A 22,437-nucleotide genomic window follows, 5' to 3' on the forward strand; every position below is an offset into this window, starting at 1 on the left:
CAGCGGGCGGGCTTTCAGCCCGAGGGCGCCGGGACCGGGTCGGGCGTCGGGGTGGGAACCTCGGCCGCCGGGGCCGGCTCGGGCGCCGGAGCGGGAACCTCGGGCTTCAGGTGCCGCCACCAGCAGACGATGTAGATCAGCATCGCCGTCACCAGCGCGACGATCACCCAGAGCACGATGGTCACGTCGATCCACGCGCCGAAGGGGGGCAGGCCGGGCAGGGCGTTGCGCAGCGGCACCACGGCGAACAGCATCGCCGCGTACCACGTCGTCATCGGGGGCTGGAACTTGCGCCGGTTACGCAGCGTCTGGACGGCGACGACGACGGCCAGACCGGCGATCGCGATGAGCACGCTGCAAATGACGATGCCGAAAACCGCGGTGCTCAGCGCCCGCCGCACATGCATGCGGTACGCCTCGTGGCCCGGGATCTTGCTCATCGTGACTTTGAAGCCCGACAGGTGGTCGATGAGCCTGACCGGGATGAGGATGGGGGGCTTCGTCGTGTCGCCGCCGGGGAAGAGTTGCACCTCGATCGGCCCCGACTCGTAGTTGTCGAAGGGCCAGCGTTCCAGGTGACCGGCGATGGTCAGTGGCAGCGGGAAGACGCCGGGAAGCATGCCCGGGGAATAGTCCTTGCGACTGGGCTGGGCCGAAGATCTGATGCGCAGCACCAGGTCTTCCTTGAGGCGATGGGTGACCGGATCCAGCAGTGAAGGCCCGGGCGCGACAGCCACATTGGCGACGACGGCGCTGTAGTTGGACTGCATCTCTTCGACGGTCATGGTCGCCATGCTCTGGCTGGCCGTCTCCGCGTTGTCGCTCAGGGTGCCGGGTGCGGACCCTTCGACGGTGTCCTTGTAGAGCCCGATCAGCGCGATGTATGTCCCGAGAACGAGCACGATGATTCCCACCGTGGCGAGCCTTCTGACCGCCGGTCGCATGCTGCTCCTCACCCCATGGAGTTGCTATCCAGAGGGCAATCTAATGGAACGGCCGCGGATCTCGCGGCGATACGGCCGAAGCCGTTCGTTTGTCGACGCGGCGCATCGTCACTCGACGGTGACCGATTGTCTCGTTCCTCCTCGCCGCGCAGTGCGCGGCGCATCGTCACTCGACGGTGACCGACTTGGCCAGGTTGCGTGGCTTGTCCACGTCGTAGCCGCGGGCCTGGGCCACCGAGGCGGCGAACACCTGCAGCGGGATGGTCGACAGCAACGGCTGCAGAAGTGTTGACACCGCTGGTATTTCGATCAGGTGGTCGGCGTAGGGCCGCACCGTGTCGTCGCCCTCCTCGGCGATGACGATGGTGATCGCGCCGCGCGCCTGGATCTCGCGAATGTTGGACAGCAGCTTGGCGTGCAGCGTGGCCTGCCCCTTGGGTGAGGGCATGACGACGATCACCGGCAGATCGTCCTCGATCAGCGCGATCGGGCCGTGCTTGAGCTCGCCGGCGGCGAACCCCTCGGCGTGCATGTAGGCCAGTTCCTTGAGTTTCAGCGCGCCCTCAAGCGCCACCGGGTAACCGACGTGGCGCCCCAGGAACAACACGGTCGAGGACTGGGCGAACCGATATGCCAGCGCGGCCACCGGCTCGATCATCGCGAGCACCCGCGCGACCAGGTCCGGCATCGATTCCAGCTCCTGGTACTCCCGCTCGACCTCGTCGGGGTATTTGGTGCCGCGGGCTTGGGCCAGCGCCAGCCCCACCAAATAATTGGCGGTGATCTGGGCCAGGAACGTCTTCGTGGAGGCCACGCCGATCTCGGGGCCGGCGCGGGTGTAGAGCACGGCGTCGCACTCGCGCGGGATCTGGGAGCCGTTGGTGTTGCAGATCGCCAGCACCTTGGCCTTCTGCTCCTTGGCGTGCCGGACGGCCTCCAGGGTGTCGGCGGTCTCCCCGGACTGGGAGATGGCGACCACCAGGGTGCTGCGGTCCAGCACCGGGTCGCGGTAGCGAAATTCGCTGGCCAGCTCCACTTCCACCGGCAGCCGCGTCCAGTGCTCGATCGCGTACTTCGCGAGCAGCCCGGAGTGATACGCGGTGCCGCAGGCCACCACGAACACCTTGTCGATCTCGCGCAGCTCCTGATCGGAGAGCCGCTGTTCGTCCAGCACGATCCGGCCGTCGACGAAATGCCCCAGCAGGGTGTCGGCCACCGCGGCGGGCTGTTCGGCGATCTCCTTGAGCATGAAGTACTCGTAGCCGCCCTTTTCCGCGGCGGCCAGGTCCCAGTCGATATGAAAGTGGCGGGCACTCGCGGCCTCATCGTTGCCGTGGAAGTCGGTGATCCGGTAGCCGTCGGCGGTGAGCACCACGGCCTGGTCCTGGCCGAGTTCGATGGCGTCGCGGGTGTGTGGGATGAACGCCGCCACGTCGGAGCCGACGAACATCTCGCCGTCGCCGATCCCGAGCACCAGCGGAGTGGAGCGGCGGGCGGCCACGATGGTGCCGGGCTCGTCGGCGTTGGTGAACACCAGCGTGAAGTGGCCCTCCAGCCGGCGCAGGACGGCCAGCACCGAGGCGGGGAAATCGCCGGCGGTCTCGCCGTGCCGGTAGGCGTGCGCCACCAGGTGCACGGCGACCTCGGTGTCGGTGTCGCTGACGAATTCGACGCCCTCGGCCTCCAACTCGTGCCGCAGGCTGGGGTAGTTCTCGATGATGCCGTTATGGACGACGGCGATCTTGCCGGCGGCGTCGCGGTGCGGGTGCGCGTTGCGGTCCGTCGGGCGCCCGTGGGTGGCCCATCGGGTGTGGCCCAGGCCGGTGGTTCCGCCGAGCGATTCGGCCGGCATCTGGGCGACCGCGTCCTCCAGGTTGGCCAGCCGGCCGGCCCGGCGGCACACGGTCAGCGTCCCGGCGCCGTTGACCAGTGCGATGCCCGACGAGTCGTAGCCGCGGTACTCCATCCGGCGCAGCGCATCCATGACGACCTGGCAGGCAGGCTGCTGCCCGACGTAGCCGACAATTCCGCACATTTGAACCAGGGTAGTGCAGGCCGCACCCCCAGCCCGCACTCCGCAGGTAGGGTTAGGCCGCCCACCTGCGCGAAAGGCCCGATTTGAGCGACCCGTACCGCCAATTTTCCGTCCGGCTCACCGAGCACATCGGCGCCCTCGTGCTCTGGTACAACCGTCGCTACACCTTCACCGGCACCCTCGAACAGTGCGAACGCGCATACCGCTCGGCGCAGACCCTCAACCTGGTGGTCGGCTGGTGGAGCCTGCTGTCGGTGCTGGTCATGAACTGGATCGCGCTGATCTCGAATTGGAACGCGATCCGGGACGTGCGCCGGCTGGCCGCGCAGCCCGCCCCCGCCGGCTACGGCGCGGCCCAGGCCCCGGCCGCCGGCTACGGCGCCGCGCCACCGCCGGCCCCCGGCCCCCCGCCGGGGTGGTATCGCGACCCGTCGGGGCCCGGACAGCGCTACTGGGACGGGGCCCGGTGGACGTCGTGGACGCATCCACCCGGTTTTCCGGCGCAAGGACGCTGAGCTTCCGCTTCACACCGCCTTCATAAACGGCAGAAAAGTTTTTCACCTGATGTATTTGTGGCGTTTTCGCATGCGTCATCGCTCTAGCAATTCAGCTACTTAGAATTCTGCTTATCGGCTAGGACTGGCTCCCACCGAAGTCAGCAGAAAGGACGGCTCGTTGACGCCCGCATGATGATCACTACCTGGGGGAATCGCAGATCCGCCGGTGAGAACGCGCGCAGCGCAACCATATCTTCTTCCGCAATAACCGTTTAAAACAGACATCAATGCCGATTGTCTAGCTACCCGGTAACCGCGTTTAATGCCACGCCGCTAATTCGGCTCGGCTAGAAAATTACAACTACGCGTAAACCGCTTGTTCATAACTGTTAATCCGAAATTCTGTATTCCTTCAAGGGGAGAATCATGACTGCTGTCCTGTTCGACGACGTGGTAACCACCTCGCCCGCGCCCGCCTTGACGCTGGCTCCCGCGCCCAAGCCGGCGCCCCGTCGGCGTCGCCCCGAGCCGATCGGCGGTGGCGACCCGATGGTGGACGCCGCCGCCCGGCTGCTGAGCATCCCGCTGCGTCAGGTGTACGCGGTGCTCTGGCGGGTGGGCGTGATCGAAGTCAGGGCCTAGCCGCGATGCGCTAACGTCGACGCGTGGCCCGCACCCGCAAGCTCGTCGCAGCCCTGTCTCGCCGTGGCCCGCATCGGGTTTTGCGCGGTGACCTGGCGTTTGCCGGGCTGCCGGGGGTGGTGTACACGCCCGAGGCCGGGCTGAACCTGCCCGGGATCGCGTTCGGCCACGACTGGCTCACCAAGGCCGCCCGCTATGCGGGTCTGCTCGAACACCTGGCGTCGTGGGGCATCGTCGCCGGCGCCCCCGACACCGAGCGCGGCCTGGCCCCGTCCGTCCTGAATTTCGCCTTCGACCTCGGCACGGCCCTGGACATCGTGTCGGGTGTGCGCCTGGGGCCCGGGAAGATCAGCGTGCATCCGGCCAAGCTCGGCGCCGTCGGGCACGGTTTCGGCGGCTCGGCCGCGGTGTTCGCCGCGGCCGGCATGCCGAACAAGCTGGCCGCGGCGGCGGCCCTGTTTCCCGCCGTCACCAGTCCCCCCGCCGAGGATCCGGCGCGGACGCTCAAGCTGCCGGGGCTGATCCTGACCGCGCCGGGCGATCCGCACTCGCTGACCTCCAACGCCCTGTCGCTGTCGCGCGCGTGGGACGCGGCCACGTTGCGCATCGTCAGCAAGGCCCAGCCCGGCGGACTGGTCGAGGGCCGGCGGCTGACCAAGGTGTTCGGCCTGGCCAGCCCGCACCGGCGCACGCAGCGGACCGTGCGCGCCCTGCTGACCGGTTACCTGCTCTACACGCTGGGCGGCGACAAGACCTACCGCGACTTCGCCGATCCCGATGTGCAGCTGCCCAAGACCGACGCGCTGGATCCCGAGGCGCCGCCGGTCGCGTTGGAAGAGAAGATCGTCGCGCTGTTGAAGTGACGCGGTATCTGGGTAATTGCCCAACTGTGCCGAACGTGCAAGCGCTGTACACCCGCTGGATCGCCGAGCTGTGGGCCGGCCGGCCCGTCGCGTCCGAGATCGTGACCGACGACTTCGTGGGGCACTGGCCCGGCCGCGACGTGCACGGCCCCGAGGAGCTTCAGCGGATCGTCGAGGAAACCCGAAACATGATGGCGGACTTGACCTTCGCCATCGAGCTGGGCCCGCTGTCCGAGCGTGACCTGGTCGCCGGCCGCTGGGTGGCCAGGGGCCGCGGGCCCGACGGCCCGGTCTCCTTCACCGGCAACGACATCCTGCGCCTGTCCGGCGACGGTCAACGGTTCGCGGAGTACTGGACCGGCACCTCGGCGGGCTGAAGTTTACCGAAGCCCCCGCCGCCCGTCGGTGCGGTCGTGGTATCTGTCGTTGATGCGAATCGGGATCGCTCTGGATTATTCGGGCGGCTTTCATCAGGCCGTCGACCGCGTGGTGGAACTCGAGAAGGCCGGCATCGACATCGCCGTGGTGGCCGAGGCGTACGCGTTCGACGCCGTGAGCCAGCTCGGCTATCTGGCCGCCAAGACGAACACCGTCGAGTTGGCCTCGGGGGTGTTTCCCATCTACATCCGCACGCCGTCGCTGCTGGCGATGACCGCCGCGGGCCTGGACTTCGTGTCCGACGGGCGATTTCGGCTCGGCATCGGCACGTCCGGGCCGCAGGTGATCGAGGGCTTTCACGGCGTGGAGTTCGACGCCCCGCTGGGCCGCACCCGCGAGATCGTGGAGATCTGCCGCAAGGTGTGGCGTCGGGAAAAGCTGCAGCACAACGGCAAGCACTACCAGATCCCGCTGCCCGCCGACCGCGGAACGGGTCTGGGCAAGTCCCTCCAGCTCATCAATCACCCTGTGCGCGAACGCATTCCGATCACCATCGCCGCGCTGGGCCCGAAGAACGTCGAGCTCACCGCCGAGATCGCCGAGGGCTGGCAGCCCGTGTTCTACCTGCCGGACAAGGCCGCGTCGGTGTGGGGCGACGCGCTGGCAGCCGGTGCGGCCAAGCGGGATCCCGCGCTGGGGCCGCTGGACGTGATGGTGCACGCGTCGGTGGCCATCGGCGACGACGTCGACGACCGGCTGGCGTGGGTGAAGCCGCAGCTGGGGCTGTACCTCGGCGGGATGGGCGCCAAGGGCCGCAACTTCTACCACGCCCTGGCCACCCGGTACGGGTTCGGCGAGGTGGCCGACCGGATCCAGGAGCTGTACCTGTCGGGCCGCAAAAAGGAGGCCATCGACGCGGTGCCCGACGAACTGGTGCGCGGCATGTCGCTGGTCGGCCCGCGCGGATACGTCGCCGAACGCCTGGCCGCCTTCGCCAAAGCCGGCGTGACGACGATGCTGCTCAGCCCGCTGGGCAACGACCGCGCCGAATCCCTGCGCTTTATCGAGGAAATCCTGCAGCTGCGCCCCTCCTGAGCGCTCACTGCCCCGCCTGCGGCAGCTGGTCGGCGGCGATCTCGCAGGGCGTTTTGCCATCGGTCCCCGGCGGAGGCGGTTCGCCCGCCGGCGCCGCATCCGGTGCGGGCGCCGCCGGCGGCGGAGCTTGCGGCACCGGCGCGTCAGCCGGCATCGGCGCGTTCTCGGGCACCGGCACCTCCTCGGGCACTGATGCACCCTCCGGCGTCGCCGCTTCGACCGGCTGCACCGCCCCGTCGGGTGTGGCCTCTTCTTTCTCCGCGGGCTCGTCGTCCGCGTCGTCGGGCTGAAAGGGGTCCTCGTCGAAGGCATCCCCGTCGTCGAGGGCATCGGTAACCCCCGACCCGTCACCCGCCGAGCCGATCAGCCCGCCGACCGCGTCGACGATCCTGCCGGCCAACCCGAGCAGGCCGTCCGCCCCACCGCCGAGCCCACCGTCCAGGCCTCCCCCCGGCATACCGGCGGCGTCACCAAGCGCGCTTCCCCAATCCTGTTGCGGCGGCGCGGGAATCGGGGCGGGCGCGAGCGTCGTCGCGGTCGGCGCCGGATCCGCCGGCGGGCCCGGGACCGCGGCGGCGGGCGCGACCGCCACGGGCGGTGCGGCGGGCGGGGTTGGCCGCGGCGGCTGGTATCCGGGCCCGAGATCACCCGGGGACCCGAAGCGGGCGGTCGGCGCGGCGGCCATCCGGTCGGTGACCATGTCGTAGGACGTGCCGACGCCGTCGCGCGTCGAGCGCATCGTGGTCAGCCAGTCGTCGCGAATCTCGTTGTCCACGTACGGCATTACCTGCTCGCGCACCAGGCCTTCGGCGGCTTGCCGATCCCCCGCGCCCGTCGTGACCGCGGCGGCGGCGCCCAGCCATGCGGGCCGCTGCGCCTGTGTGCGGTCGTCGATGGCGATGGCGGTCGCCACCTTCGAATCGACCAGGTACCACAGGTTGTCGCGCAGCGATTCGCACCGTTGCGCCGCCGCGCGCAGTTCGGTGGCCACCACGCCGGCGGTGTCGCAGTGGTGCTCCACGAACCGCACCGCGGCATCGCCGGCCGGCCCCGTCCACGCCCCGGCCAACTCGGCCACCTGCGCGCGCTGCATGCGCAGCGCTTCGGAGACCGCATCGGCCGCCGCGCGCAGTTCCGCGCAGTCGCGGTCGAGCGCGCGCAGGTCAAGGCCGTCTTCGGTGTCGTACCAGTCGCGGATCTGCGAGGGCTGCGCCGTCAGATCGGGATGTTGATAGCCCAGGGCGTGGCACGCCCGCACGTAAGTCTGGGTGCGCTCGACGGCGGGCAGCCCCTCGGCGAGGCGCCCGGCGACGTCCAACCGGTCGGCCATGTCAGGCGATCCGCGCCTCGGCGTACAGCTCGGCGTCGGCGTAGCGGTCGGCGCTGGCCCGCAGTGCGGCCGCGATCTCGACGGACGCCCGCGACCACTGCTCGACCTGCGCGGTCAGCCGCTCCAGCTCGGCGCGCAGCGCTTCGCCGCGGGCGGCGTGCGCGCGCCCGGCGCCGGCCCCGCCGAACGAAAGCCGGCCCAACTGATCGCTGACCGCGCGGTCGAGAATGTCCGCGGCGGCGCGGAATTGGCCGGCGATGCGGTGCGTGGCCGCGACGTCGATCTCAGTGCGGGCCACGGTGACGGGCCGTGTTCCCCTGTCGAATCTCATGCCTAATCCGACGCCCGGGGACGCGTCCGGGTTCCTCGCAGATTCAGCAGGGCCGGTGTGGCGCATCCAATAACAGTGAAACCCGTTGCGGGCGAGTGCTATTGGTCGCTAGGATGCTGGGCTTGGTGCTGGCCAGCCCGGGGCTGGTGGCTGGGTGGGAAAGTTCGAGCGTGGATATTCACCGCCACGAACGAGATCGGGGTGTGGGGGCGCTTTGGCGCGGCAGGCGTCGGTGTCGTGAGCGATATCGGGCCATTCCGTCGGGAGCCCGTATTCGGCGAAGTACCCACCCTGATGACCGGTGATCCTCCAGCCGCCGAAAACGTCGACCGACGGCGCGCGCGCCGGTCCCTGCTGGGCGGGCAGTTGCGGGCCGGTGGTGGCGGGAGCCGTCATCGTGATTCGCATCGGCTCGATCCCCGAATCGGGGGGAGGCTGGCCGATGTTCGGGGTGTACCCGTGACCCTGCGCTTGCGCGGTGCCGAACGTGTATTCACAGACCACCGCCGTCACGTCACGGCCAGCGGTCGCGATCGAAAGGATGTGGTCGTATTCGGTTCCCACCCAGGGTTTTTCGGTCCTACGGTCGGTCTTCGGCCACAGGAACCGGGTGCCCGTCGGGTTGTCGATCGGCTTGTTGGCGTCTACCGCCTGCTTGAATCCCGGGTACAGGAATTTGTCCTCGCCGGTAATGGAGACCAGCAGGTAGGACTCGGCGTAGGCCCGAACCGCCACGGCGGGCCAGGTGGTGATGGCGATGTCGGGTTCCGCGCTCCACACCACGCTGAAATCGTTCAGCGTCGGCGGCCACCCAGCCGGCGTCGTGGAGGTGGGCGACGCCGGCTGGCCGGAGTGACTGCCCGAAGCGCAGCCGGCCAGCGAAACCGTGATGGTCGACAGCGCCATCAATAAGCGCGCTGCGCGCCGAATGTAAGTCATTTCTTCCCTGGGGGTTCCGGTACGCCGATGACGTTGTTGTAGCGGTCGACCATGTATTGATCCGGCGACATCTTCTCATTCGGCGGCAGGTTCAGTGACTGGGACAACGCGGGGCCCAGGACATTGTTGTATTGGCCGGCGGTGAGATCGGGATGTTTGGCTTGCATCTCGTCCAGGGTCGCGATTCGCCCGTTTGGGTGGTCGTGGTCGTAGACAAGATATTCGGGCGGCACTCCCGAGATGTGCTGGTTTGCACCGAGCAACGCATCGAGCATGTGTTCGTCGGCGTTTCCGATGTCCATGGGCTGGATCGGCGTCTGGCCCGGTGCGGTGGGCGCCGGCCCCAGCATGTCGTTTTCGAGGTTGTGCCCGAGCATGCCGATGGCGGGCCCGGTGACTTTGCCCACCCCCGGGACCCAACCACCGGCCGTGCTGGCGGCCTGGACGCCGTCTTCGTAGGCCAGCTTCTTCGAGTCGTATTCCGAAAGTTGTTGGTGGTAACCGTTTTGTTCGTTCGCTTCGTAGGCATTGTGGGTTCCCACGTCGACCAGTCCCCGCAACGTGGCGGCGTCGTAAAGTTGGTCGCTGTAACCGTCGTGATTCGGGTTCAACGCGAATGACGAGTCGTGCAGCAACGCCTGGGTGTAGGCATTCTTGTTGAAGTCCCGCGCCGCGGTGGGGTCGCTGTCGATCACCGAGAAGATGCCCTTGGCGAGAGGCAGTGCGCCGGAATGGACGTCGCCGTTGGTGTCGAGCGGTTTGCCGAATTCCGAAAGCCCGCCCGATGTTCCGGCGATGTTGTTGACGTACGGGTCGAGACCGTGGCCCATCGCTTGGACAAGGTCGGGGTTCACTTGCCCCAAGGTGTGGTTGCCCGGGAGATGGAGCAAGTCCGTGGACGCGTGGTGGCCGACGTAATCAGCGTAGGCGCGGGCGGTTTCACCGGCGATCTTCGCTTCCGGCCCCTGCGCGGCGTCGCCGGTCCAGGAGAACAGCGAACCGACCGCCTGACCGTTGTCCTTCCACGCGTGATGGGTCAGATTCCGCAGGAACTTGTCGTGATCGCTGCCGGTCATGGCGTCGTGGACGACCTGGTGATCCGGCGACGCCGCGGACAGCACGTTGGACACCGCGGGGTCCATGGCGGGATCGCGTTCGACGTTTTGGCCCTGGCTCGCCGGGTCGTGCTGCCAGAGCGGGGTGTCCATCATGGCCCCCGCCTTGCGGATCATCGCCCGATCCAGATCGGTGTTCGTCTGGAAGGACTTGTCGCCGTCCTTGACGATGTTGGCGATGTCGTTGGTTTGGCGCATGTATTCCAGGCCGGACGAATTCAGCGCCTGCTGGACACTTTCGGGCAGCTGCGCCGCCCCGCCCTTCACCGTTTCGGTGCCCTGCTTCGCACCGACCTGTAGCGGCGTCTTGGGGAACGTGAGGTTGGGATTACTCATCAGCTGCCACGAGTTGCCGATCATGCCCTTCTCGTCGCCGAGCCGTTGTTCGGCGGTGTTGAGGGCATCGATCGACATGCCGTGTTCTTGAGCTTGCAGCTGGCTCAACACCGACGCCTGCTCGGCGGTCAACGGCACCTTCCCCGCCCGCTGATCGGGCGTGATCGAGTTGAGCACCCCGTTCACCCGCGCGGCGGCGCCCTTGTCGCCGCCCAGCGCGCCCTTGACGTCTCGCTCGGCTTGCTCGGGTGTCTCGGCCTCGTGACCGTCAACACCGAGGACACGGCCCGGGTCGTACCCGTCGTTGGCCAGATTGGTCTGGGCCTGGTGCAGCGAGTTCGAATAGTTGTCGCGGGTGGCGTGCAACTGGTCGAGCGCATCCTTGGTGTCCTCGACGGCGTCGGCTTTCGCGTCCTTGATCAGGGTTTCCAGCGCATGGCGATCCTGCGCACTGAGGTCGGAATGCCTCAGGTCCTCCTTGGCCGCGCCGATGATTCGGTCGAGCACCTGCAGCCGGCGATCCAGGGTGGCGATGTCCGCGGCACCGGTTTTTTGCGCCTCGGCCAACGCGGCGGCGATGTTTTCCAAATCCGCGCCGATCTTGGGCAACTGCTCGGACTGCGCTCCCAGCGCCTGGGCCGTGCGCTGCACTTCGGCGGAGCCGTTGATCGGGTGATCCCCATTCTGGTGATTCCAGGCGGCGTCGAAGCGCTTGCGGGCTTGCTCAAAGGCGTGATCGGCCTCGGAAGTGGAGCGCCCCGCTGTGTGAAAGGCGTTGGCCAGGTTGGCGATCTGTGCGGGCTGCCCCGCTTGCAGCGTCTGGTTGACCGCCCACGGATCACCGCCGGCCCCGGCCACCAGCTCACCGACACTCAGGTTAGCCAGCTGAACCAACCCGAAGCTCCTCCCCGCCCGACGCTTGCCGCCACCCGCCATCGAACGTCATCACACTACTGCCGCACGCTATCCCGTCAATTCAGCGTGGTGCGACGGCCGGGTTCCGCTTCAGCGCGCGGAGCTGACCGCCTCGGCCACCCGGTTCGCCACGCGCTGGGCGACGTCGGCCTCGGGGGCTTCCACCATGACCCTGATGACGGGCTCGGTTCCAGACGGGCGCAACAGGATTCGGCCGGTGTCACCGAGTTCGGCCTCGGCGTCGCCGACCGCGGTGCGCACCGAGGGTGCGGCCGCGGCGGTGTCCTTGTCGGTGACCCGGACGTTGATCAGCACCTGGGGCAGCGTCTGCATCGGCGCGGCGAGCTGGGTCAGCGACGAGCCCGTCTGCACCATGCGGTTCATCAGCCGCAGCCCGGTGACGATGCCGTCGCCGGTGGAGCCCAGCGCGGGCATCACGATGTGGCCGGACTGCTCGCCGCCCAGGCTGTACTCGCCGGACCGCAGCTCCTCGAGCACGTAGCGGTCGCCGACGCCGGTGGTGCGCACGGTGATACCCGCGGCGCGCATGGCCAGGTGCAGCCCGAGGTTGCTCATCACGGTGGCCACCAGCGTGTCGGAGGCCAGCTCGCCGGCGTCGCGCATGGCCAGCGCGAGCACGACCATGATGGCGTCGCCGTCGACGAGCTCGCCGTTGGCGTCGATGGCCAGGCAGCGGTCGGCGTCACCGTCGTGGGCCAGGCCGAGGTCGGCGCGGTGGTCGATGACCGCGGCGCGCAGCGAGTCCAGGTGGGTGGACCCGCAGTTGTCGTTGATGTTCAGCCCGTTGGGGTCGGCGTTGATCGCGATCACCCGCGCACCGGCCGCGCGGTAGGCGCGCGGCGCCACCGACGAGGCCGCGCCGTGCGCGCAGTCGACCACCACGGTCAGGCCGTCGAGCCGCAGCGTGCTGGCCTTGCTGAGGTGGCGCAGGTAGCGGTCGTCGGCGTCCGTGGCGTCGATGACCCGGCCGATCCCGGCCCCGATCGGGCGCGGCCCGGCCTCGGCGGTGACCAGCGCCTCGATCCGGTCCTCGGTGTCGTCGTCGAGCTTGCGGCCGCCGGGGCCGAAGATCTTGATGCCGTTGTCGGGCATCGGGTTGTGCGACGCCGAGATCATCACGCCGAAGTCGGCGTCGTACGCGCCGGTCAGGTAGGCCACCGCGGGGGTGGGGAGCACCCCGACCCGCAGCGCGTCGACGCCCTGGCTGGTCAGCCCGGCGATCACCGCGGCCTCCAGCATCTCGCCGCTGGCCCGGGGGTCGCGCCGGCTCACGGCGACGCGCCGGCCCGGCCCGCCCGCGCTGGCCAGGTGCCGCGCGGCGGCGGCGCCCAGCTCGAGCGCCAGCTCGGCGGTCAACTCCCGGTTGGCGACCCCGCGGACACCGTCGGTGCCGAATAGTCGACCCATGCGGAAAAACCTCTCACAGTTGGCGGCCGTTCACCTAACGTGCCCGTTCTTTTCTGACCGAAACGGGGCGCGTTTGGGCGCAGACACGCCGATACAAGCGCGGAACGCCCCAGTTTGAGGCCCCGTTGCGGCCAGAAAGTGATGGTTGATCAGCGCTTGCTGTACTGAGGCGCCTTGCGGGCCTTCTTCAGGCCGTACTTCTTGCGCTCGGTGGCACGCGGGTCGCGGGTGAGGAAGCCGGCCTTCTTTAGCGCCGGCCGGTCCTCGGGCTGCGCCAGGATCAGCGCCCGGGCGATGCCCAGCCGCAGCGCACCGGCCTGGCCCGACGGGCCGCCGCCGTGCAGCAGGGCGAAGATGTCGAAGCTCTCCACCCGATCCACCGTGACCAGCGGGGCCTTGATGAGCTGCTGGTGCACCTTGTTGGGGAAGTAGTCCTCCAGGCTGCGGCCGTTCAGGTCGAACTTGCCGGTGCCGGGCACCAGGCGCACCCGCACCACGGCCTCCTTGCGGCGGCCGACGGTCTGGATGGGCCGGTCGAAGACGAACGGCTCCGGGGCGGGCGCGGGCGCGGCGGCCTCGGCCGGCACGTCCGGGGTTTCGGTGGCCGTGGGGTCCAGGGCCTCGGTCGTTTCGGTCACTGGGCCACCTGCTTGATCTCGTACGGAACCGGCTTCTGAGCGGCGTGCGGGTGCTCCGGGCCGGCGTAGACGTGGAGTTTGCGCTGGATCTGACGGCTGAGCTTGTTCTTGGGCAGCATGCCGACGATCGCCTTCTCGACGACGCGGTCGGGGTGCTTTTCCATCAGCTCGCCGGTGGTGCGCGAGTGCAGGCCGCCGGGATACCCCGAGTGGCGGTAAGCCAGCTTGTTCTGCAGTTTGTCGCCGGAGAGGGCGACCTTGTCGGCGTTGATGACGATGACGAAGTCACCGCCGTCGACGTTGGGCGCGAACGTCGGCTTGTGCTTGCCGCGCAGCAGGGTGGCTGCCGCGACGGCAAGGCGGCCAAGCACCACGTCCGTGGCGTCGATGACGTACCACGACCGCGTGGTGTCACCCGCCTTTGGCGCGTAGGTGGGCACAGCGCTTACCTTTTCTTTCTCGAGGTGGATCCCGGGTCGAGCCGGGTGCCGGTCAGGCGGTTGCGGTGGGGCTGGTCTCGGCGACCGACGTTGACCCGAGGCCCCGGCGTACCGCACGCCAACCGAGCAGCTTACCGATGCGCGTCCCCGCAGGTCAAAACGACTGCGTGGTCCCAGCGGCTCTCCCCCGCCGGGACCACACAGACGACTATGGGCGCAGCTACCGTCCCCAGACGCCGGCCGCCCGCCGATCGGCGTCGGCCACCTCGTCCGCGCCGTCGCGCACCGCGTTGCCGAGATCGACCAGTATTTCGTTGAGCGCCGTCGCCGCCTGGTGCCACTTCTGCTGCTCAACCTGGTAGGCGGCCGCCGCCTCGCGGGTCCAGAGCTGCTGCAACGGGGCGATCTGCGACCTCAGTTCGTCCAGCGCCGCATTGAAGCGGGCGGACGTGCTGTGGATCTCCTGGCGCACCGAGAACTCGATTTCGCCGAAGTCATAGGAAAGCACCGATTCCACGGATCATCCTTCCGATCACAGGTCTCCGCCGGCGGCGGCGATATGGGTTGCGTGGGCGTGGCCGGCCTCCTGCAGGGTGATCGCGTTGTGCCGAATGGTCTCGCCGATCGCGTGCAGGACGTGATAGAGCCGCAATGACTCCGCGTTCCAGCGATCCACCACCTCTTTAAACCGCGCGGCCGCGACCCCACCCCACACCGACGGCGGCACCGCGCCCATGCGGCCGATGAACCCTTGCAGCGTGGCCCGGATCTCCTCGTTGCGGGCGTCCGTCGTGGCCGCGACCGACCGCATCAGGTCGAAATCGGTGCTCAGGGAGTTCGGTGCGTTCATACCAAGTTCGACCCATGCGCCGTTGATTCGGTTCCACCCGATTTTCGGTTCACTCGATCGCATGCGCGGACCGCACCGCCAGCTCGCAGGGGCCACGGACGGCTTCCTCCTTGCCGGACCGGCTCTGGCACCCAAGGCTGATTCGCACCGGCCCGTCGAGCAGCACCGTCCACCGCACGTCATGGGCGGCGCGGACTTCGCGGTACGTCACCGCCGGCCTGCCGACGCTTGTCGCGGAGGGATTGAAGTCGACGAACACCCCGGCCGGCTCCGCGTCGATCGCGCGTTTCAACCGCTCGGCGGTGGTGTTCAGCGTGTCGCCCGCGACCGGTGACTGCGTGACGTGCAACGCCACCTCGGGATCGGATGGCGAGGTGACCTGCACCCGGGCCGACCCCGGCCCGGCCACCACCCGCTGCGTGGACCAGCCCGCGGGCACCGTCACCGCCACCCGGCCTTCCACCAAAAAGGTGGTGGGCGCGGCTTCCACCGCCGGCGGGGTGACCGTGCCGTGCCGGTCCTGGCTGATCAGGGCGGGAGCCACCAGCAGCGCCACGGTGGCCGCGCCGATCGCGCTGAGTGTGCGCGCGCCGTATCGCACACGATGGCCACCCGGCTCGCGCGGCTCGTCGAGCTTGGAGCCCGCCAACCGGGCCAGCCGGGCGTCGTCGATTTCCACCGCCGTCCGCCCGTTGGCGCGCGCCGCTTCGGCGACGGACTTGCCCAGGGTCGACGCCCCGGCGACCGTGCCGGGGGCGTCGATCAACACGACACCGGCGGAGGTGCTCACGATGGCGGCCACCACCTCGTCGGCGACGGGATGTGGTTCGGGCCTGCGCGGTACCGCGACGACGTCGGGCCCACCGATCACCACCATCCGATCGGCGATCTCCACCACGATCGCCACCTCCGCGTCGGCGCCCGCGGCCCGCGCCAACAACCACGAACGGGGCCGCACCAGCACGTCGCCGAACGCGGTCTTCGCCGCCCCGCTTACCACTCCCACGCGCGACGCCGACCACCAAGACGGATGCACCACGACCACGCCCCCGCCGCGCGGGCAGGCCACGGACCGAAGCGCGTCAGCCCACAGGGAAGCAACGGCGACCGGGCGATCGCCCACCAGTGCCACCCGATCGTCTATCGCGCGCAGTGCCGCCTCGGCGATCTCGGAATTTCCATCCTCGCCGACGATGCTTGTCCCGCAACATAATCGGCGGATCGTGCCCGGCCCGGTTTCGATGATGGTGCGATGCGCACTCATGGTGCGCTCCAGGCCACCTGGACGAGTTGCTCGTCGCCCGATCGGGTGAGAAGAACACCGCGGCCGGCCGGCAACCGCGCCGCGCGACGGGAGCCGAACGAACCGTCCTCGCGTGGGCAGCCGTTCATCATCAGCGTCATGCAGCCGAGGTCACGCATTCCCGCCAGCAGAGGCTCGAAAAGCGCGCGCTCCGCGCCGCCGCTGCGCCGCGCAATGACCAGATGTAAACCCAAATCCTGTGCGTAAGGCAGGTATTCGGTGATCGGGGCAAGCGGGTTGCCGCCCGAGCCGGCCACCAGCTCGTAGTCGTCGACGACGAGGAAGATTTCCGGCCCCGAACCCCACCCGCCGGCCCGCAACTGCGCCTGGCTCGCATCGGCCGGCGGCATTCGCCGCCGCAACACATCAAGCAGATCCGGCAGCAATCCGGACAAGGCGCCTGCGGACATGGCATAACCGACGAGGCGCTCCGGCGCGACGACGCCGAGCAGGGAGCGCCGGAAATCGACGATCGCGAGGCGGGCTTGCGCGCTGGTCTTCGTCCGGACGATCTCGCGGCACAGTGTCCGCAGCGTCGCTGTCTTGCCACATTCCTTGTCGCCGAGCACGAGAAGATGTGCGTGTTGGTCGAATTCGCACGTCACCGGTGCCAGCCGACGCTCCTCGACGCCCAGCAGGACGCGGTCACCCGCCCGCTTCACAACGGTGTCGCGCTCGACCAATCTGGGCAGAAGCGCGATCGGCGGCGCCACCGATTCCGTGGGAGGAATCTCGGCCAGGGGCAGGGCGATCATCATGTGCGATCCGTCGCTGCAAAGGCCGCGGCCCGGCTTGTCCCGGGCCACGTGTTGCGCCGCTTTGCGATCGAGTTCGGAATCGGCGGGATCCCCCAGCCGCAGCTCGATGCGCGTGCCGATCTGATCCCGCAATGCCGGCCTGATCTCGGCCCATCGCGTGGCCGAGAGCACCACGTGCACCCCGAACGAAAGGCCCTGTCTGGCAACGGCCGTGATCGAGGCTTCCAGCCCATCGAATTCCTGCCGCAGTCGCGCCCAGCCGTCGATTACCAGAAAGACGTCCCCGAACGCATCGCCCTCTGGCGCCTTGCGCCGCGCGCGGAGCGTACGGTACTCGCCGATCGGTGTGACCCCGTGGTCGCTGAAGATGTTCTCGCGCAGCTGGATCAGCGACTCGCATTCGGCAACCATCCGCGCGACCAGTCGCGGCTCGGCCCTTCCTGCAACCGCCCCGACATGCGGGACGGCCCGGGTCGATGTCAGCGACCCACCGCCGAAGTCCATGCAGTAGAACTGCACCTGCCCCGGATCGTGAGTGGCTGCCAAGGCCGTAATCAGTGTGCGCAGCGCCGTCGACTTTCCCGACTGGGGCGCCCCGATGACCGCGACATTGCCGGCTGCCCCACGCAGATCGACCATCAGCGGTGTCCGGAGCTGATCGAAGGGGCGGTCGATGATGCCGACGGGAACCGTCAGGGCATCCGGCGCGGGCGCAACGTCGAGAAGCAGCGTGTGCAGGCTGGGTGCCCGGTCCAGCGGTGGCAGCCACACCCGGTGCGCGGGCGGCCCGTGTCCGCGGAGCCGGTCCAGGACGGCTCGCAGGGTCGTCGGTTCGGACAGCGCACTGGTGCCGCCGGAGCGGGTGATCGCTCCGACACTCCAAGGCTCGAACCGCCGTACGGCAAGATTGCCCACGGAATCAACGGCCGGCGCGCGCGACGGTGCCGGGCCGGAAACGTATGCCGCGGAGAAGCGGATCAAGTCTCCGCCGCTTGTCCGCAGGTAACCCGCTCCGGGCGTGTTCGGTAGTTCGTACGCGTCGAGCGTTCCCAGCACCGCCCGTGATTCGTTGGCCGACAGCGTCTTCAAACAGATCCGGTAGGACAGATGGGCGTCAAGACCGCGCAGCCGGCCCTCGTCGAGTCGTTGGCTGGCCAGTAACAGGTGCATGCCCAACGACCGGCCAAGCCGCCCGATCGCCACGAACATGTCGGCGAAGTCCGGATGTTGGCTGAGCAACTCGGAGAACTCGTCGACGATGATGAACAGCGTGGGGAGGGCGGGCGACGTAGCGCCCGCCGGGCGGGCGCGTTCGTACGCCGCGGCGCTGACGCAGCCCGCCGCGCGCAGCAGCTGTTGTCGGCGATTCATCTCACCGGCCAGGGCGTCGCGCATGCGGGCCACCAGTGGTGCCTCGTCGGCGAGATTCGTGATGACGGCGGCGACATGCGGAGCGGACCCGAAATCGAGAAAGGTCGCGCCGCCTTTGAAGTCGATGAGCAGCAGATTGAGCACCGCGGGAGAGTTACGCGCCATCATGCCGAGCGCGATCGTCCGCAAGAGTTCCGACTTGCCCGAACCAGTGGTCCCGACGCAGAGGCCATGCGGGCCCATGCCGCTTTCCGCGGCCTCCTTGATATCCAGTTCCACCGGTGCCCCGTCGGCGCTGACCCCGATCGGGACGCGAAGCCGATCGCGGCTGCGCCACAACGGGATCGGGTCGAAGACTGTCATGTCGCCGATTCCCACCAGGACCGCCCAATCGGTGGCGGCGCCGCGGGAGGCGGCGTCGGCCCGGTACATCGCCAATCGGCGCGCGCATACCAGTGCCTCCACCGTGCTCATCCGGTCGGGGTGCGGCACCGTTCGGGTTTCGCCAGAGCGGCTGATCGTCACCGGCGCGTCGTCGCGGCCGCCGCCGAGTTGGACGACGGTAGCGCCCGTGATCACATCGATGGTCTCGTCGACGTCGGCGATCACCACCGTGTACTCCGAGCAGATTTCACCGACCGCCGCTCGTGCCTCGGCCACACTGCGATACATCAGCCGCACCTGACCCGCATCGTCGGCCGCGATCGGATGTTGGTTGTGCGGCAACCATTTCAGCCACTCCCAATGCCCCTGACCCTGGTCCGGGATCGCGGCGACGATCCGCAACTGATCGGGCGGGTGCAGAACGGCGAGTTGGCAGATCATTGCGCGTAGCACTCCCCGCGCCGCGGACGCGTCGCCTTCGAGCTTGACGCACGGGCTTTCCCGCAGGGCGGCCGTGACGGGCGCGACGACCGTCGAATGCGCACGCATGAACCGGTCCAAAGCGGCGGCGGTGACCGGGTCCGTAGGCTCTGTCGTCGGCGGGGCTACCAAGCGGGTGGCCAGCAGCTGGGCGCCGACGCCGATTCGGACGCGGCAGAAATCGGGGTCGGTCGACCGCCGCTCCCACATCCGGGGTCCCCCGATCAACGTCCACAGCGTGTCGGGGTCCGGGTGAGCCCACATCAGCGAGTAGTGCTGTGCCGCAGCAGTTTCGGTAGCCGTGGCGCGCAGTTGACTGAGGTATCCGAGGTAACGGAGTCGATCGGCGTTGATGCCGCCGCCCCGCTGGCGGGCGCGCGCCGAGATCGCGGTCACCACCGTCGAGGTCAACATCATGACCGGGAAGGCCAGGAACATCGGCGTGCGGCTGCCGCCCGACCCCAACGCCAACGTCGCCGCCACGACGCCGCATCCCGCGACGGCCAGCACGGCCGGCAGCAAGCGGGAAAGCAAGCCGGCCGTAGCCGGCGACGGCGGCTCCGGCGGCGCCTCGACGACGAGATCGCCGGTCGCCACCGTCGGTGGCCCCCGCCGTGCTGCGGGCACGAAACTCTGGGTCATCTCGTCCCTCCAGTTCGGCGACGCTAGGTAGCACCGACATTCACGGCAAGTCGGTTGTGGACAGCCGCAGACGGGACGACGGAAACCCGGCTACGTTCTGGCAATCCGACCGAAGGGGTTTCGTCGTTGCCTGCAACCGATTCAGGGCTTCGCCGCGTATCGATCCATGCCGGCAGCGCCGCCGCCGACCTGGCCCTGCCGGCCGAGATACCCCTCGCCGTCCTCACCCCGACCATCGTCGAGATCTTGGAGGTAAACCATGCCCACGACCGTCTGACCGCGAAGCGCTACCACCTGTCGCTCCCCGGCTCCTCACCCCTGGATCCGTCGAAGTCGCTGGCGCAGAGCGGTATCGGGGACGGCACCGTGCTGCTGCTGAGCCAGCCGCCGGACGCGCCACCCGCCCCTCGTCACCACGACACCGCGGAGGCCATGGCCGAGGCGCTGGCAGCGGCTTCCGAACCGTTCGGATTCCCCGCCCGCCTCGCCGGGGCGGTGGCGGCGGGCTGTGTGATCGCCATCGGTGCGCTGGCGCTCGCACGAAATGCCCTGGAGGCCAACGCGCCGCGCACCGCTGTGGGGGTGCTGGCATGCGCGGGTCTGGTCGCGCTGCTGTCAGCCGTGGTGGCCCACCGGACGTATCGCGACGCGGTTGCGGGGCTGACGCTTGGCGCGATGGCCGCCGCGTTCGCTGCGGTGGCCGGCTTGCTCGCGGTGCCGGGGCCGCCGGGCATCTGCAATGTGCTGCTGGCCGCGACGGCGGCGGCCGCCACCTGTGTCGTGGCTATGCGCGTATCGGGCTGCGGCGTGGTCACATTGACCGCCGTGTCATGCGCGGCGACGGTCGTCGCCGTTGCCGCGTTGGTGGGGGTGGTGACCGCCGCACCGCCGCACGCCATCGGCGCCGCAGCCGGGCTGGCATCGCTCGGCATGGTCGCGGCGGCGGCGCGGGTGTCGATCGTGTTGGCAGGGCTGTCACCTCGGCTGCCGGAGACACCGGCCATGGATGAAACGGATGCGGGTGAGCGGCGCCTGCGGGAACGGGCGCGGCGTGCCGACGCCTGGCTGTCGAGCCTGCTTGCCGGGTTTTCCTCCGCGGCGGCGGTCGGCGCCATCGTCACCGTGCTGGCCGGTGCCCCGCGCCCGTCGTGCATGGCGTTCGGCGGCATCACCGGCGCCCTGTTGCTGCTTCGCGCGCGTTGCGCTGACGGCGGCCGGATGGTGACGTTCATCGCCGCCGGGATCGCCGTCGTGGGAGTCACTTTCGGTGTCGCCGCCTTTGGCGCGCCGGGGCAGGGGCCGTGGGTCGCCGTGGCGACGGCGACGCTGGCCGGCGCGGCGACGTATCTCGGCTTCGTAGCACCGGCAGTGACGCCTCCGCTCCTGGTGCGCCGAGCCATCGATGCGCTGGAGTGGCTTTCGCTCGTCGCGTTGGTGCCCCTGACATGCTGGCTCTGCGGACTTTACGGCGTCGCGCGGGGACTGAATCTCAGGTGAGGGCGTCGCGCGTCGCGCGCCTGCTGGCGGTATCGGCGTTGGTTTGGGCGCCGTTGGCCGGACCCGCTCCGGCGCAAGCGGTTTCGCCGCCGCAGGTGGATGACAAATGGCTGCCGAATCCCGCGCGGCCCGCACCACCCTGGCCGACGGTGCAACGCGAGGTTTGCGCGACGATGACGACGGGATCCGCACCGGATCGGCCGGCCGACCTGCCCGACCTGTCGCGGGTCCTGCAGCTGAGCCGCGGCGCCGGGCAACGGGTGGCCGTCATCGACACCGGTGTGTCGCGGCACCGCCTGCTGCCGGACTTGGTGGCGGGCGGAGACTTTGTCTCCAACGGCGACGGCACCCAGGATTGCGACGCGCACGGCACGCTGGTGGCGGGAATCGTTGCCGCCAAATCGGATTCCGGTGTCAGCGGAATGGCGCCCGAAGCGACTTTGATCAGCATTCGCCAGTCCAGCGCTAAGTTCTCCCCGGCGACCGATCGATCCCGCGGCGGCGTTGGCGACGTCGACACCATGGCGAAAGCCGTCCGCACCGCCGCCGATCTCGGGGCGTCGGTGATCAACATCTCCTCGGTTGCGTGCGTTCCGGTCGCATCGGCGCCGGATGACCGCGCGCTGGGCGCCGCCCTGGCCTACGCCGTCGACATCAAGAACGCCGTCGTCGTGGCCGCGGCGGGCAACACCGGCGGGGCCGCGCAGTGCCCCCCTCAGCGTCCAGGCGCCACCTGGGAGACCGTCACGGTCGCGGTCAGTCCCGCCTGGTACGACGATTACGTCCTGACCGTCGGTTCGGTGAACCCCGAAGGGGCGCCGTCGGCATTCACCCTTGCCGGCCCGTGGGTCGATGTCGCGGCCCCCGGCGAGGCAGTCACGCCGCTCGGCTCGGAACCGGTGTCCGGCACCAGTTTTGCCGCCCCGGTGGTCAGTGGGCTGGCCGCGTTGATTCGCGCCCGCTTCCCCACGTTGACCGCACGGCAGGTGATGCAGCGCATCGAATCGACGGCGCATCACCCGCCCGCCGGGTGGGACCCGGTCGTCGGCAGCGGCATGATCGACGCGTTGGCGGCGGTCAGCACCGATGCCGGCCCGTCCCTGCCCACCCCGGCACCCGCCCCCCCCCCCCTAGCCCCCCCGCCCCCCGCCCCGCCCCCCGCCCCCCCGCCCCGGCACACCGCGTTGCGCCGCGCGGGCCGCGGGCCGGCGCCCGGGGGGGGGGGG

20 protein-coding genes are annotated in these 22,437 nt (G+C 69.3%); 7 read left to right on the forward strand and 13 right to left on the reverse strand.

What is annotated here, in order from left to right; all coding sequences use genetic code 11:
* Window positions 1–14: 14 nt before the first annotated feature.
* Window positions 15–944 carry a DUF4436 domain-containing protein gene (locus A5730_RS05950; protein ID WP_067896921.1) on the reverse strand — a complete coding sequence of 310 codons (930 nt, stop codon included), beginning with the start codon at window positions 942–944 and terminating at the stop codon, window positions 15–17.
* A gap of 166 nt (window positions 945–1,110) precedes the next feature.
* Window positions 1,111–2,979, reverse strand: a complete 1,869-nt coding sequence (glmS, locus tag A5730_RS05955) for a glutamine--fructose-6-phosphate transaminase (isomerizing) (protein WP_067896923.1) — start codon at window positions 2,977–2,979, stop codon at window positions 1,111–1,113.
* 83 nt (window positions 2,980–3,062) lie between these two features.
* Here glmS and A5730_RS05960 point away from each other — a divergent pair, with 83 nt between their 5' ends.
* The 5 genes from A5730_RS05960 (at window position 3,063) to A5730_RS05980 (ending at window position 6,454) form a co-directional block, all read left to right on the forward strand.
* Window positions 3,063–3,494, forward strand: a complete 432-nt coding sequence (locus tag A5730_RS05960; protein WP_067896925.1) for a DUF2510 domain-containing protein — start codon at window positions 3,063–3,065, stop codon at window positions 3,492–3,494.
* Window positions 3,495–3,902: 408 nt separating this feature from the next.
* Window positions 3,903–4,118 carry an Rv1535 family protein gene (locus A5730_RS05965; RefSeq protein ID WP_067896928.1) on the forward strand — a complete coding sequence of 72 codons (216 nt, stop codon included), beginning with the start codon at window positions 3,903–3,905 and terminating at the stop codon, window positions 4,116–4,118.
* A gap of 23 nt (window positions 4,119–4,141) precedes the next feature.
* On the forward strand, window positions 4,142–4,981 hold the full coding sequence (locus A5730_RS05970) for a dienelactone hydrolase family protein (protein WP_067896931.1): 840 nt from the start codon (window positions 4,142–4,144) through the stop codon (window positions 4,979–4,981).
* 26 nt (window positions 4,982–5,007) lie between these two features.
* On the forward strand, window positions 5,008–5,358 hold the full coding sequence (locus A5730_RS05975) for a nuclear transport factor 2 family protein (RefSeq protein ID WP_067896935.1): 351 nt from the start codon (window positions 5,008–5,010) through the stop codon (window positions 5,356–5,358).
* Between the two features lie 52 nt (window positions 5,359–5,410).
* Entirely contained in the window at window positions 5,411–6,454 is a 1,044-nt protein-coding gene (locus A5730_RS05980) for an LLM class F420-dependent oxidoreductase (protein WP_067896976.1), read from the forward strand.
* A gap of 4 nt (window positions 6,455–6,458) precedes the next feature.
* Here the strand turns inward: A5730_RS05980 and A5730_RS05985 are convergent, their stop codons facing one another.
* The 11 genes from A5730_RS05985 to eccCa all read right to left on the reverse strand — a co-directional run bounded on the left by A5730_RS05985 (window position 6,459) and on the right by eccCa (window position 19,714).
* Entirely contained in the window at window positions 6,459–7,784 is a 1,326-nt protein-coding gene (locus A5730_RS05985) for a hypothetical protein (RefSeq protein ID WP_067896944.1), read from the reverse strand.
* Between the two features lies 1 nt (window position 7,785).
* Window positions 7,786–8,115 carry a type VII secretion target gene (locus A5730_RS05990; protein WP_067896946.1) on the reverse strand — a complete coding sequence of 110 codons (330 nt, stop codon included), beginning with the start codon at window positions 8,113–8,115 and terminating at the stop codon, window positions 7,786–7,788.
* Between the two features lie 108 nt (window positions 8,116–8,223).
* Window positions 8,224–9,021 carry a hypothetical protein gene (locus tag A5730_RS05995; RefSeq protein WP_231994639.1) on the reverse strand — a complete coding sequence of 266 codons (798 nt, stop codon included), beginning with the start codon at window positions 9,019–9,021 and terminating at the stop codon, window positions 8,224–8,226.
* Between the two features lie 29 nt (window positions 9,022–9,050).
* Window positions 9,051–11,399 (reverse strand): hypothetical protein, encoded by a 2,349-nt coding sequence (locus tag A5730_RS06000; RefSeq protein ID WP_231994640.1) that lies wholly within the window; start codon window positions 11,397–11,399, stop codon window positions 9,051–9,053.
* Window positions 11,400–11,510: 111 nt separating this feature from the next.
* A complete protein-coding gene (gene glmM / locus A5730_RS06005) occupies window positions 11,511–12,848 on the reverse strand; it encodes a phosphoglucosamine mutase (RefSeq protein WP_067896950.1) in 1,338 nt (445 codons plus the stop codon).
* 149 nt (window positions 12,849–12,997) lie between these two features.
* A complete protein-coding gene (gene rpsI, locus A5730_RS06010) occupies window positions 12,998–13,486 on the reverse strand; it encodes a 30S ribosomal protein S9 (RefSeq protein ID WP_082946722.1) in 489 nt (162 codons plus the stop codon).
* Entirely contained in the window at window positions 13,483–13,926 is a 444-nt protein-coding gene (gene rplM, locus A5730_RS06015) for a 50S ribosomal protein L13 (RefSeq protein ID WP_066945695.1), read from the reverse strand. Before rplM ends, rpsI begins: the two co-directional genes overlap by 4 nt.
* A 220-nt stretch (window positions 13,927–14,146) precedes the next feature.
* Window positions 14,147–14,443 (reverse strand): WXG100 family type VII secretion target, encoded by a 297-nt coding sequence (locus A5730_RS06020; RefSeq protein ID WP_055403414.1) that lies wholly within the window; start codon window positions 14,441–14,443, stop codon window positions 14,147–14,149.
* A 15-nt stretch (window positions 14,444–14,458) separates the two neighbouring features.
* Window positions 14,459–14,776 (reverse strand): WXG100 family type VII secretion target, encoded by a 318-nt coding sequence (locus A5730_RS06025; RefSeq protein ID WP_067896953.1) that lies wholly within the window; start codon window positions 14,774–14,776, stop codon window positions 14,459–14,461.
* Window positions 14,777–14,825: 49 nt separating this feature from the next.
* Complete coding sequence (locus tag A5730_RS06030; protein ID WP_067896955.1) at window positions 14,826–16,040, reverse strand: type VII secretion-associated protein; 1,215 nt, start codon at window positions 16,038–16,040, stop codon at window positions 14,826–14,828.
* Complete coding sequence (gene eccCa, locus A5730_RS06035; RefSeq protein ID WP_067896957.1) at window positions 16,037–19,714, reverse strand: type VII secretion protein EccCa; 3,678 nt, start codon at window positions 19,712–19,714, stop codon at window positions 16,037–16,039. Before eccCa ends, A5730_RS06030 begins: the two co-directional genes overlap by 4 nt.
* A gap of 126 nt (window positions 19,715–19,840) precedes the next feature.
* Between eccCa and eccD the strand changes: the two genes are divergently transcribed.
* Window positions 19,841–21,211, forward strand: a complete 1,371-nt coding sequence (gene eccD, locus A5730_RS06040; RefSeq protein WP_067896959.1) for a type VII secretion integral membrane protein EccD — start codon at window positions 19,841–19,843, stop codon at window positions 21,209–21,211.
* The coding region (gene mycP, locus A5730_RS06045; protein ID WP_304442314.1) for a type VII secretion-associated serine protease mycosin at window positions 21,208–22,437 on the forward strand (1,230 nt) is incomplete at its 3' end. The genes eccD and mycP, both read left to right, overlap by 4 nt.

The sequence above is a fragment of the Mycobacterium sp. ACS4054 genome (genome assembly GCF_001667275.1).
Taxonomy (GTDB): Bacteria; Actinomycetota; Actinomycetes; order Mycobacteriales; family Mycobacteriaceae; genus Mycobacterium.